The sequence below is a fragment of the Delftia sp. PE138 genome, assembly GCF_018320755.1.
Taxonomy (GTDB): domain Bacteria; phylum Pseudomonadota; class Gammaproteobacteria; order Burkholderiales; family Burkholderiaceae_C; genus Comamonas; species Comamonas tsuruhatensis.
The window spans coordinates 507,883-519,869 of the sequence record NZ_JABEPN010000002.1; the positions used below are offsets into that span (position 1 = coordinate 507,883).

Consider the following 11,987-nt stretch of genomic DNA (forward strand, 5'->3'; position numbering starts at 1 on the left):
CGGATGGCCGCTCAGGCCGGTGGCCCGGCCGGCCGCCGGGCCTCTCCTACACGGGCAGGACATGCCCGTGCCCCATGATGGCGCCCAGGCCGCAAGGCCCCCCAACAATTCACTGGAGAAACGCGATGGCTGGTGCTGGTTTGCTGATGCTGCTTGACGATATTGCAGCGATCCTTGACGACGTGGCCCTCATGACCAAGGTCGCGGCCCGCAAGAGCGTGGCCATGGCCGACGATGTGTCCGTCATGACCAAGGTGGCTGCGCAGAAGACGGCCGGCGTGCTGGGCGATGACCTGGCCCTCAACGCCCAGCAGGTCACGGGCGTGCGCGCCGAGCGCGAGATTCCCGTGGTCTGGGCCGTGGCCAAGGGCTCGCTGGTCAACAAGGTCATCCTCGTGCCGACGGCGCTGCTCATCAGCGCCTTCATTCCCTGGGCTGTCACGCCGCTGCTCATGGTCGGCGGCGCCTTTCTGTGCTTTGAGGGTTGCGAGAAGCTGGCCCACAAATTCCTGCATTCGCCCGAGGAAGATGCCGTGGAGCGCGAGCGCCTCACCCAGGCCAATGCCGATGCGAGCGTCGATCTCGTCGCCATGGAAAAGGACAAGATCAAGGGCGCCGTGCGCACCGACTTCATCCTCTCGGCCGAGATCATCGCCATTACCCTGGGCACCGTGGCCTCGGCGCCGTTCGGGCAGCAGGTCGCCGTGCTGGCGGGCATTGCCCTCATCATGACCTTGGGCGTCTATGGCCTGGTGGCCGGCATCGTCAAGCTCGATGACCTGGGACTGTGGCTGGGCCAGCGTGCCAGCGCCGCAGCCCGCGCGCTGGGCCGGGGCATCGTCGCCGCCGCGCCCTGGCTGATGAAGGGGCTGTCCGTTGCGGGCACGGCCGCCATGTTCCTGGTGGGCGGCGGCATCCTCGTGCACGGCGTGCCTGCGCTGCACCACGCCGTGGAGGGCCTGGGCGATGCCGTGGCCCAGGGCGCGCTGGGCGGCCTGTGGCGCGTGCTGGCGGTGAATGTGCTCAACGCGGTGGCCGGCATCGTGGCCGGCGCCATCGTGCTGGCGGCTGTCGAAGGCATCAAGCGCCTGCGCCGCCGCTGAGTCGCCGCAAGCAAGGCCTGCCGGGGCTGCAGCCGGCAGAGCACACCAGGGGGGCCGTCAGGCCCCCTTTTCGATGGAATCTGCATGGAATTTGCACCTCAGCGCATTGCATTTGACTGTGGGCGCAAGCACGTGCATTTCCCCTGGAACTCTGCAAGGCCTGGCGTCCTCCTGTCCCTTGGCGGCGGCGCAATGCACTTGCGCCTGCTGGCCTCCGAGGTTCCGTGAACGGCCCATCGCCGCGCCAGAGCCATTGTCGGGACCGGGCGGCTGAAGCTGATTCCGCGCGGGTCCCTGGATTTTCATCAGGGGGATTCCATGATTTCCAATCTCACCAAGGCCAATGTGCTGCGCTCCGTCATCGCCGGCTGCTCGGTCGCGCAAGCGGGCAAGGCCGAGAAACTCGGCACCGAACGCGCACGCACCGCCCTCAATCGCATCTGCGAACTGCTGAATCTGCCCAACGACCTGGACGCCATACATGCGGAGCCGGACCTGTACCTCGAATCCCTGGCCCATTTCGAGAGCCTGCCCCAGTTCGAGCTGCGCACTCCCCTGGTGGCCAAGCTCAGGCAGGTCCTGGGCCTGCGCTCCTGCAGGCAACTGACGCCGGCCATGCTGGCGCAAGTTACCGCGTCACAGCTCATCAACCAGGGCATCTCCATCGTCGCGCTGGCCGATCTGCAGCAATGGCTGCTCAAGCACGATCTGTCGCTGCGGCACAGTCCGCCCGTCACGGAAGTGGACTTCAGGGAGGCCAGGAAAGCCATTGCCCTGCTGGATGCCTTCGACTTCGATACCGAATCGCTGGAATGGCAAATGAATCACCTTGCCCGTCCGCGCGCCAGGGGCAGGGGAAGGCGTGCCGCCGCCACGGCCCCCTCAACTGGCAGGCCTGCAGGTGAATCCCCTTCTGCCGGCTCCGCTCCTGCGTCTGCGTCTGCGTCTGCTTCTGCGCCCTAATATCGGCTTTCCCGAACCAAGCTCAGCACACCATGAAGCTCCCCTTGCTTGCCGCCATGGCCCTGGCACTGCAGCTGCTGGCGCCAGCGCCCGCCATGGCAGCCGACGACATCGTCTTCAAGGACAGCGCCGGCCGCGTGCTCAAGCGCAGCGACCTGGACAAGGCCGATGGCCGTTTCAGCTGGGAACTGCCCCGCGCCACACCCGTCAGCCAGGCGGCACGCGATGCCCATGCCCTGGGCCGCGCCGCAGGGCAGCGCGGTGACAACCGGGCTGCGCTGGCGCATTTCGAGACCGCCTCGAAGCTGGCGCCGGACTGGCCTTATCCCGTCTACGACGCCGCATTCACCTACCTGCTGCAAAAGGACTTCGATGCGGCCTATCGCCACTACCGGCGCGTGGATGCAATGGCTCCCAGGGGTTTCTTCACGGCCAAGACGGCCGTGCACAGCCTGCGCATGGAGCGCGATGGCAAGCTCCCGCAAGGCACCTATCTGCGCTACCTCGCCCTGGAGTGGGAGACCGACAGGAGCAAGGTGCGCCAGGCCGCCCTGGCCATGACCCGCGAAACCCCTGGCTTCGCCCCCGCCTGGAAGACAGCCGCCCTGATGGAGGACGACCCCGACCAATGCCTTGCCCTGCTGGACAGCGGCCTGAAGGCCGGCCCCGATGCCCAGACCCGCGGCTTTCTGCTGCTGAACAAGGCCCTGCTGCTGCGCGAGCGCAACCAGATTCCCGAGGCCATGGTGATGCTGGGAGAGCTGGCGGTGGACCCCCGGTCTCCGCTGGATGTCGAGGCGCTGGCGCGGCACACGCTGGCGCAGTGGGCGCGGCCTTGAGACCGGCACCCGCACCTTCGCTGGCCGGCCCACTCAGCGCATCGCCAGCTCCACGGCCTCCGCAGACAGCCCGTAGGCCTCGACAAAGACCTCGATGCGGTCCTGCGTCTGCGCGTTCACAAACGTCTCCATGCCCACGCTGTCCATCTCCCCTGACAGCATCTGGCCCGTATTCACGGGGCGGGTGTCGAGCTGCTGGACCAGCACACAGCTGTCCTCTCCCTCCGGCTGCAGGCCGATGAGCCCCGTCTGGTTGTTGATGGCAATCACCCTGGCTTGTCTTTGCATGCTCCACCCTGTCGTCTGAATCCGTCGTTTCTGGAATGGCGAAAAGGCGCCGCCTTGTGCAACGCCCCTGCCTGTCCTGGCGACTGTAGGCAAGGCTTGGGGGCGGCGGTAGAGGTCCGGGGCTTGGTGGACTGCCAAGGTAAATTTATGAATGACTGTCTGGTTTTTTGTTTTTGCAAGTGAATGCGTGTAGAAGGTCGCAGCAACAGTTGATTTGAGATTGCCTAGAATATGTCGGCAAGTGACCTCAAAGGAGCAAAAGATGACCATCATCCGTACTACTGTGGATGACAAGATCTACGACAGCGCTGCCGACATACTTTCTACGCTGGGCATGGATGTGAACGCCGCCGTGCGCATGTTTCTGCAGGGCGTTGTGCTGCACAACGGGATTCCCTTTGACCTGCGGCTAACGGCGGAGCAGGTGCAGGCCATGAGGCTGCGTCGCGAGACAAACCGGCAGGCCACTTTGGAGGCGAGAGAAATCGCCAGAGGCGGTGAACCTGGACATGCCTCTGTTGAAGCCATGCTGCAGGCCATGGAAAAGGATGAAGCCTGATGGCCGGCAAGAAGGGCTACAGGCTGCGCACCATCGCGTACACCAAGACCTTCAGGAAGGACTACCAGCGCATGGCGGCATCAGGCCGCTACGACATGACACTGGTGAACCAGGTCGGCGGCCTGCTCATCGCCCACACGGCGCAACAGGTGCTGTCGGCGCAGTGGAGCGATCACGCCTTGATCGCCGACGATGAATGGGACGCGGGCGACCGGGACATCCATCTGGGAGGGGACTTCCTGCTGATCTATCGCATTGATCCGCATCCCGAAGCCAAGGACATGGAGATCGTCATCTTCAAGCGCCTTGGAACCCACAGCGATCTGTTTGGCTGAGCGCGGCCATCGCAGGCCGCGGGCAGCCTCCCCCTCTCAGCTCCCCAGCGCCCCGCGCACGGCAGCGCGCTCGCCCATGCGCTTGAAGTGCGCCTGCACCTTGGGGAAGCCGGCGATGTCCACGCCGTCGCCCTCCAGCCAGCCGGCAATGGTGAACAGATAGGCGTCGGCCACGGAATAGTCGGAGCCCAGCACCCAGGGCGCGTCGCCCAGGTAATGGCGCTCTATCACGCCAAAGCATTCGGCCATGTTGGCTGCCACCTTGCGCTGCATGGAGGCAATGGCCGCTTCGTCATCGGCCCAGCGGCCTGCGCGCCGGCCGTGGGCGTGGGCCACGTGCACGGTGGAGGACAGGTAGCCGTGGAACTCCTGCATGTGGGCGAAAGCATAGGCATCGTCCAGCGGGGCAAGCCGGGCTTCGGGAAAGCGCCGGGCAATATAGGCGAGCAGGGCCGGCGTTTCGGTGAGCACTCCGCGCTCGGTCACCAGGGCGGGCACGCGGCCCTTGGGATTGATGGCCAGGTATTCGGGGCTGCGCTGCTCGCCCTTGGAGAAATCGAGCTTAACGACTTCATGGGGCGCATTGGCCTCGATCAGGGCGATGCGGGCGGCCAGGGCGCAGGTGCCGGGAGCGTAGTAGAGCTTGAGGGTGGTCATGAAAGAGACGGGTAGGGGTGGGATACGGGCAGATTCTGCCGTCGGCGCCGATGGCCGGACCGGCCCTCCAACTTAGTGCGGATTGCACGGTCGTGCAAGCGGCATCGTTGTCTTGTCCTATGCCTGCTCGGCATTCCAGCGCACGGTGCGTGCGGGCAGGTCAATGTGGATGGTGTGGCGGCCGCCGTCATGCAGTAGCAGGTCCAGCTTCCCGTCCTGGCCATCCACGAACGTGATGCCTTCAATCATGGGTGCGTCGATCAGGTCGTTGCAGTCGAGCGCGATCCAGGCATCGGTTTGCAGATCCAGCAGACGCAGATGGGGGAAGTCGGGGTCCTCGCCATATTCGATGCAGGCCACCATGGCCCAGGGCTTGGAGACGGCCACGGCCGTGAGGGTGCTATCTGGGCTCTGCGCGCAGGCGCGCGCCTGCAGGGCATCGAGCAGCGTGGGCATGTCGTCCAGCATGTGTGCATAGGGAGACTCGGGCGGCACGGTGCGTACTGGCCGGGTGGCGGCCTTGGCGCTTTTGGCGCTTTTGGCGCTTTCGGCGCGTTTGGCGCGTTTGGCAGGCTCTGCCGTTGGGGTGCTGCGCCTGCGGCCCGCTGGCGGAAGGTGCTGGATTTTGCCGCCCGCAATGCCTAGAAAGACACCGCATTCGCTCACGCTCAGATGCCTGTAGTTGCGGCTGCTGCACGGGGTTTCCCAAAGCGGGGCGCCGGTGTCCGGGTCCACGGCGACAAGATAGGCCCGCTCCATGCCGTCCTCGTGCCTGTCCTGTATTCCATAAAGGACGCCGGCATGGCATTGCGGCGCGCTGACATGGGTAGGCGACAGGCACGGTCCGAAACGGTTGCTGCGAATGTCATAGCCATACATGCCCTGGCGTGCAAAGCAGAAATAGACCACGCCGTCACGATGCGCTGCCCGCTGGGCATGCACATGCCGGCGCTCATCGTCAGGTTGAACGGGAGGTGTGATGGCCAGGACTTCGCCGCTGCAAGGATGGATGCGAAGCCAGGGTGCATCGATGTCCACGTGGTCTCTGCTGCCGGGGCCGAACACGGCCCACGCGCCTGCAATGGCGGGCGAGTACAGGTCGCGGGCACTGTCCACCCACAGCACATGCTCGGTGTGCCCGTCTGTTTCATGCCAGCGCCGCAGCTCCGAGCGCTCAGGGTGGACGATCCAGCCGTAGACCGCCCCCTCCAGCACAAACGCACCCTGCAGGCCCAGCGCCAGCGTGCTGCCCTGCCAGGTGCGACGGTCCAGCAGCAGATAGCGGCCCTCGGGACTGCTCTCCTCCATCGCTACGAGCCAGCGATGCGCGTCCAGCTCCACGGGAACGGGCCAATGCCTGGCCTGCATGCCCGGCACGGCATGGAAGTCGAGCAGGCATTCGCCGGTGCGGGCATCAAGCACCTGGTCGCAGAGCATCAGATGCCGCTCGTCCACGAACCACGACATGCCCTCGCTCTCGCGCATGCGGTGGTCCCAGAGCACGTTGCCGGTGGCCACATCAACGGCGCGCAGAAAGGACGTTGTGCTGTCCCCCTTGTTGCAGTACTCGTAGTAGAGCCGGCCATCGACCACGCTCATGGCGGTGTCGATGATGAAGATGCTCTTGTCTCCAATGGCCTGGGATTTGCCGTAGTGCATGCGCGCCTTTCAAAGACCTGATTGTCGCCAGCAGAGCGCGGTGTGGACTGGGCGAAATGTCAAGTCGATGGCGTGGTGCGCGGCTGAACCAATGCAGCTGCGGCGGTGCAACGCCATCCGATCCAGACGAGCAGGTCCGCGATGCGCTGTGCTGGATGGAAGCTGCACCGAGCGTGCTGCAGATGCATGCCGAGTGGGCGGTCTGTTGCTGTCCGCCAGGCGTTGTTCCAAGAGCGGGGCCTGCATTGCTCCCGCCCTGGCGGGCAGCAATGGCGGCACTCAGAACCGATAGGCCGCAGCCACACGCACCTCACGCCCGAAGCCCAGCGCGCAGAATTGCGCGCCGCCACGGAAGGTGTTGCATTGCGTGCGGTACTGCCTGTCGGTGAGGTTGCTGAGGTTGACCGAGAAGCGCCACGGGCCGGTGGTGTAGGCGGCCATGGCGTCCCACAGCGTGTAGGCGTCGTTCATGGGGGTCTTCACGCCGTCCATGGGCAGCTCGCCAGGCGTGGCGCTGATGTGGCGCAGGCCCAGGCCCAGCTCCAGGGCGCCGCGCTGGTACTTGCCCCACAGCGATGCGGCATGGCGCGGCGTGGCGCCGGGGCGCGCGCCGATCTCGATGGCGTTGTTGCTGCGCGTGACCCTGGAGTCGAGGTAGGTATAGGCCGCAATGGCCGAGAAGCCGCCGCCGATCTCGCCCTGGGCCTGCAGCTCCAGCCCCCGGTTGCGCACTTCGCCGGTCTGCACGTCGAAGCGCGGGTTGAGTGTGGATGGCGTGCGCACATTGCGCTTGCGCAGGTCGAACACGGCGGCGCTGAGCGTGTAGCCGGTCGACGGCGGCGCGTAGCGCAGGCCGGCCTCGAACTGGCGCGCAGTCTCGGGCTCGTAGGGCCTGCCGTTGGCGTCGGTGGCCGTGACCGTGGTCAGCGGCGGCTGGAAGGAGTTGTTGAAGGACACATAGGGAGCCAGGCCGCTGGGCGCCAGGTAGATCAGGCCCAGTCGTCCGGTGACGGCGCTGTCGGTGCGGCGCACGGTGGTGATGGCGAAGGGCGCGGTGGCTGCGGCGCGCGCGTCGTAGTCGGTGTCTATGCGTGCGCTGTCGCGGCGCAGGCCGGCGCTGAGCACCCAGCGCTCGCCGAACTTGATCTGGTCCTGCACGTACAGGCCCGCCTGGTGCGTGCGGGCCAGCGCGCGGTCGCTGAGGTAGTTGTCATTCCAGTTCGGCGCGATGTGGATGGGGTTGACCAGGTCCAGCGGCGCCACGGCGCCGTTGAGCGAGTAGATGCGCCAGTCGAGCCTGGAGCGGTAGTAGTCGAAGCCCACGGCCCACTGGTGCGAGACGGCACCCGTCCGGTGGCGGCCTTCGATCTGCGTGTCCATGACCCAGGTCTGTTCGGCGTCGGGCCGCACCATGGCCAGGCGTGCCATGCCGCGCTGGTCGGCCGTCAGGCCCCGGTTGCGCATCTCGCGCCGGTCGTTGCGGCCATCCAGGTAGCGCAGGTTGTTGCGCAGCGTGAGCTGGTCGTTCAGCCGGTGCTCCAGCAGCCAGCCCACGCTGGCGTTGCGCTTGTGGTGGCCAGATCCCGGTCCGCTGACGTTGATGTCCGTGGCCGACCAGCCCGCAGGCGTCTGGCGGTAGTAGGGGATGACGAAGCCGGTTTCGTCCTCCTGGTACTGCGCCAGCAGGGTGAGGCTGGTGCGCTCGCCCAGCAGTGTGAAGGAGGGGGCGATGTAGCTGCGATCGGCGCGCAGGCCGTTCCACTGCGTGCCCGATTCGCGCTTGAGCACGGTTAGCCGTGCCAGCGCCGTGCCCTGTTCATTGATGGCGCCACCGATGTCGGCCGTGAGCTGGCGCCGGTCGTGGCTGCCGAATTCCACGCCCACTTCGCGCTGCATGCCGGCGCGCGGGCGCTTGGTGACGGCATTGATCAGGCCGCCGGGCGCGGACTGGCCGTACAGCACCGAGGCCGGGCCGTGCACGACTTCCAGCCGCTCCAGCCCATATGGCTCCAGGTTGGTCATGAAGCCGTTGTGGACCATGCGCATGCCGTCGCGGTACAGGCCCGTGCCCGTCAGATAGAAACCGCGCACGGCCACGTCGTCATCGGTGATGCCGTAGTCCATGGGGCGCACGCCCGCGCTGTAGCGCACGGCTTCGGCCACGCTGGAGATGGCCTGGTCGCGGATCTGGGCCTCGCCGATGATGCTGACCTGCTGCGGCGTCTCCAGCAGCGGCACATCCATCTTCATGGCCGAGGCGCTGCGGCGCGGCCCGTAGCCGGGCACGGCGCCCCAGGCGCTTTCATGCTCGGCATCGGCCAGCACGTTCACGGTGGGCAGCGCATGCTCGGCCGCGGCCCCGGGCCGCGCACGGTGCACGGCCCAGCCGCCTTCGGCCGTGCGCGTGGCCTGCAGCTGGTGCGGGGCGAGCAGGGCGGCAAGCCCTTCGTGCACGCCGCGCGTACCGCTCAGCGCCGCCGACTGTCGGCCCTGGACCAGGGCTGGATCGAACGAGAGGGTGATGCCTGCCTGGCGCGCGAGGCTGTGCAGGCTGGTCTCCAGTTCACCGGCCGGCAGGTCGAACCGGATGGATCTGGCATCCGGGGCGGAGCTCGGGCTCTGGGCCAGGGCGGTCATGGGCAGGCCCAGCGTGATAAACAGGCCCAGCATCAAGGCCTGTGCAGCCAGCGCCGTGGGGCGTGTGCACGAGGGTGGATGGGCGGCGCGGCGGGTGCTGGGCAGGCTGGGCATGGAGGCAGTCCTTGAGAAGCGGCAAAGGAAAAAGCGATGTCTTTGCTCCTATGCCGAACGGGCGGTGTGAAACCCGTAATGACTGCCTGAAAAAATTCCGGATCAGGCTTTGACCAGGCGCCTGGCGCTGCGGGCACCGCTGGCCGCACCTTGTCCGCGCTCCACACGCACAGGCAGCGTGCGGGCAATGGCGGCCAGCGCACGACCCGCCGGATCCGGGCCGTCCAGCTGGAATACGCCTGAAACACGCAGGGCAGCCACGTCGTCGGCGCATTCCATGGGCATGCCGCTCTGGCGTGACAGCTCGGTCACGAAGGCGTCCAGGCGCATGCGGCGGGCGACCAGTACGCCGTCGGTCCATGCGTCGGGCACCAGGCCTTCGTCGGGCAGGCGCACAGGGCGGTGCTGGCCGGCGTGCAGCACATGGGTTTCGCCGGAGGTGGCGACGATGGCGTCCAGGGTGCCTGGCGCAGTGCCGTCCAGCGCCCTGACATGGATGGCCACGCGGCCCTCGGTGACGTACAGGCGCGTGGCAGTGTCCGGGTGTTTTTCGTGGCGCACGCCGAAGCTGGTGCCCAGGGCCTCGAAGCGGGCCAGCGGCGTTTCCACCCAGAAGGAGCGTCGGCCCGCGAGGGAGCGCGGGTCGCTGCCGGTGTCGATGAAGATCTCGCCGCGTGCCAGGCGGACCACGCGGCGCAGCAAGGTGAAATCCACCTGCACCAGCGTGTCCGGTGCCAGGTGCAGGCGGCTGCCGTCGGCCAGCAGCGTGCTGCGGCGCTCACCAATGGCCGTTTCCAGCGCGATCTGCTCGCGCGGTGCAGCCCAGCGCCAAGCCATGGATCCCAGCAGCAGGGCAGCGGGGCCCAGGAACAGCAGCCGCTGCAGGCTTGCGCGCCGGCCTCGCGCCGGCCCTGGGCCGGCGGACCGCAGCACGCCGTGGGCCAGTCCCGCCTGGCCGGCGGGCAGGGCGAACTGGGCCTCCACAGCCTGGACCTGTTGCCAGGCCTGTTCGTGCGCGGCGTGGCTGCTGCGCCATGCCTGGCAGGCGGCGCGGTCGGCATCGGTGGCCGTGCCGGAGGCCAGCCGCACGGCCCAGGCAATGGCCTGTTCCAGCGCCTGGGGGGCCTGGTCTGTGCTCACGCCGTCAGTTCCCTGCGCAGGGCAAGGCAGTGGCGTATGGCGGTGGCCATGTATTTCTCGACGGAGCTCAGGCACACGCCCAGCTGCAGGGCGATTTCGGGGTAGCTCAGGCCTTCCAGGCGGGAGAGCAGAAAGGCGCTGCGGGCCTTGGGCGGCAGGCCGGCCAGCAGGTTGTCCATGCGCACCAGGGATTCGATCAGCAGATGGCGCTCCTCGGCCGAGGGTGCCAGCGGCTCGGGCAGGCTGGCGATGGCGTCCAGGCAGGCGCGCTCCAGCGCGGCGCGGCGTGTGTGGTCCACGACCAGGCCGTGGGCGATGGTGGTGAGCCAGGCGCGCGGCTCGCGCACGCCATGCAGGGACTGGGGCTTGCCCAGCACGCGAATGAAGGTGTCCTGGGCCAGGTCGGCCGCATCGCAGGGATTGCCCAGCCTGCGCCTGAGCCAGCCCACCAGCCAGCCGTGGTGGTCGCTGTAGAGCAGGGCGATATCGGGGTGCGAAGGCGCGGCGGCCATGGAGCGGGTTCCTGGGGAAGCGGATTTGATAATGATTCGCATTCTATTTGAGCAATGGCTGCAGCCTGGCCGCAACTGGCCTGCCGCGCAATGCGTTGCATGCATCCAACGCGATCCGGCCATGCGACGGCGCCCACCTTCGGATTTGAGCTAGGACAAGACCGGCCTTGCCTGCCCCTGCTGCAATACAGCTACGGGATTTGCCCCGGGCTACTCCAAGACTCTCCATCATGAAAAGAACTCTGCTCGCCGTTGCTGCCGTTTGCGCCCTGTCGTCGGGTGCCGCCTTTGCGCAGCAGGCCGAAGGCCCCTGGATGGTGCGCGTGCGCGCCGTCCACCTGGACAGCGTCAACAAGGACAGCACGGGCCTGGGCCTGTCGATCAATGACAAATGGATGCCCGAGCTGGACGTGTCCTACTTCTTCACGCCCAATATCGCGGCCGAGCTGGTGCTGACCTACCCGCAAAAGCATGACCTGCGTGCCAACGGCCTGGGTCAGATCGGCAGCCTCAAGCACCTGCCGCCCACGCTGCTGGCGCAATACCACTTCACCAATTTCGGCGCGTTCAAGCCCTACGTGGGCGCCGGTGTCAACTTCACGCGCTTTTCCAGCGTGAACTTCGATCCCGCCGTGCAGGCCGCGCTGAACCCCTCCATCAAGAAGAACAGTTTTGGCGGCGCGCTGCAGATCGGCTTCGACTATGCGCTGGACAAGAACTGGTCGCTGAATTTCGACGTGAAGAAGGTCTTCATCGAGACGGACGTGCGCGCTGGCGGCACCAAGGTGGGCACCTTCAAGGTGAACCCCGTGCTGGTTGGCGTGGGACTGGGCTATCGCTTCTGATCTTCGGATCATGAGCGAGGCACGCGCTGCTTCATCCGGCAGCGCGTAGTGAGGCAAGGATGGGTACTTGGTCCGGTATGCCGTTCGCGGCATACCGGATTTTTTTCGTCCGGCATGCTGCAGCGCACCAGATCTGCAGGTCATGAAAAAGACACGCTCGCTGGAAACTGTCCTACCCGCGTGCCCGGGGCGGGCGCCTAGGCTGGTGCCTCGGCCTGTCGGCGCGCGCCTTGCGAGGCGGGACGCCAGTTTGCAGGCTTCATTCTGGCTGCCCGCCCCCTTGGCGACCGCTCCCCGCTGCAAGGCGGGGGCGCGGCATTCACCATGCTGAGGCGG

12 protein-coding genes are annotated in these 11,987 nt (G+C 66.8%); 6 read left to right on the forward strand and 6 right to left on the reverse strand.

The window, feature by feature from the left end; all coding sequences use genetic code 11:
• The first annotated feature begins 125 nt into the window (after positions 1 to 125).
• From HFGMBDPB_RS11265 to HFGMBDPB_RS11275, 3 genes are all read left to right on the forward strand, one after another.
• Positions 126 to 1,103 (forward strand): DUF808 domain-containing protein, encoded by a 978-nt coding sequence (locus HFGMBDPB_RS11265; protein ID WP_016449189.1) that lies wholly within the window; start codon positions 126 to 128, stop codon positions 1,101 to 1,103.
• A gap of 318 nt (positions 1,104 to 1,421) precedes the next feature.
• Positions 1,422 to 2,066, forward strand: coding sequence for a hypothetical protein (locus HFGMBDPB_RS11270; protein ID WP_016451378.1), 645 nt, complete (start codon positions 1,422 to 1,424; stop codon positions 2,064 to 2,066).
• A 32-nt stretch (positions 2,067 to 2,098) separates the two neighbouring features.
• The gene (locus tag HFGMBDPB_RS11275) at positions 2,099 to 2,905 is read left to right on the forward strand and encodes a hypothetical protein (RefSeq protein WP_016449191.1); all 807 of its coding nucleotides are present in this window, start codon (positions 2,099 to 2,101) and stop codon (positions 2,903 to 2,905) included.
• Between the two features lie 33 nt (positions 2,906 to 2,938).
• Here the strand turns inward: HFGMBDPB_RS11275 and HFGMBDPB_RS11280 are convergent, their stop codons facing one another.
• Entirely contained in the window at positions 2,939 to 3,193 is a 255-nt protein-coding gene (locus HFGMBDPB_RS11280) for a hypothetical protein (protein ID WP_016449192.1), read from the reverse strand.
• Positions 3,194 to 3,455: 262 nt separating this feature from the next.
• On the opposite strand from HFGMBDPB_RS11280, the gene HFGMBDPB_RS11285 reads away from it, so the two are divergent.
• Positions 3,456 to 3,752, forward strand: coding sequence for a type II toxin-antitoxin system RelB/DinJ family antitoxin (locus tag HFGMBDPB_RS11285; RefSeq protein ID WP_016449193.1), 297 nt, complete (start codon positions 3,456 to 3,458; stop codon positions 3,750 to 3,752).
• Entirely contained in the window at positions 3,752 to 4,087 is a 336-nt protein-coding gene (locus tag HFGMBDPB_RS11290; RefSeq protein WP_212645405.1) for a type II toxin-antitoxin system YafQ family toxin, read from the forward strand. The genes HFGMBDPB_RS11285 and HFGMBDPB_RS11290 overlap by 1 nt, the downstream gene beginning before the upstream one ends.
• A gap of 36 nt (positions 4,088 to 4,123) precedes the next feature.
• Here HFGMBDPB_RS11290 and HFGMBDPB_RS11295 read toward each other — a convergent pair whose 3' ends face one another.
• The 5 genes from HFGMBDPB_RS11295 to HFGMBDPB_RS11315 all read right to left on the reverse strand — a co-directional run bounded on the left by HFGMBDPB_RS11295 (position 4,124) and on the right by HFGMBDPB_RS11315 (position 10,806).
• Complete coding sequence (locus HFGMBDPB_RS11295) at positions 4,124 to 4,744, reverse strand: glutathione S-transferase family protein (protein ID WP_016449195.1); 621 nt, start codon at positions 4,742 to 4,744, stop codon at positions 4,124 to 4,126.
• Between the two features lie 117 nt (positions 4,745 to 4,861).
• Positions 4,862 to 6,403: a hypothetical protein gene (locus HFGMBDPB_RS11300; protein ID WP_212645406.1), complete on the reverse strand. Its 1,542-nt coding sequence runs from the start codon at positions 6,401 to 6,403 to the stop codon at positions 4,862 to 4,864.
• Between the two features lie 279 nt (positions 6,404 to 6,682).
• Complete coding sequence (locus tag HFGMBDPB_RS11305) at positions 6,683 to 9,154, reverse strand: TonB-dependent siderophore receptor (RefSeq protein WP_212645407.1); 2,472 nt, start codon at positions 9,152 to 9,154, stop codon at positions 6,683 to 6,685.
• Between the two features lie 102 nt (positions 9,155 to 9,256).
• The gene (locus HFGMBDPB_RS11310) at positions 9,257 to 10,294 is read right to left on the reverse strand and encodes a FecR family protein (RefSeq protein ID WP_212645408.1); all 1,038 of its coding nucleotides are present in this window, start codon (positions 10,292 to 10,294) and stop codon (positions 9,257 to 9,259) included.
• On the reverse strand, positions 10,291 to 10,806 hold the full coding sequence (locus HFGMBDPB_RS11315; RefSeq protein ID WP_016449199.1) for a sigma-70 family RNA polymerase sigma factor: 516 nt from the start codon (positions 10,804 to 10,806) through the stop codon (positions 10,291 to 10,293). Before HFGMBDPB_RS11315 ends, HFGMBDPB_RS11310 begins: the two co-directional genes overlap by 4 nt.
• Positions 10,807 to 11,036: 230 nt before the next feature.
• Here HFGMBDPB_RS11315 and HFGMBDPB_RS11320 point away from each other — a divergent pair, with 230 nt between their 5' ends.
• Positions 11,037 to 11,651 (forward strand): OmpW/AlkL family protein, encoded by a 615-nt coding sequence (locus HFGMBDPB_RS11320; protein WP_016449200.1) that lies wholly within the window; start codon positions 11,037 to 11,039, stop codon positions 11,649 to 11,651.
• Positions 11,652 to 11,987: the final 336 nt, after the last annotated feature.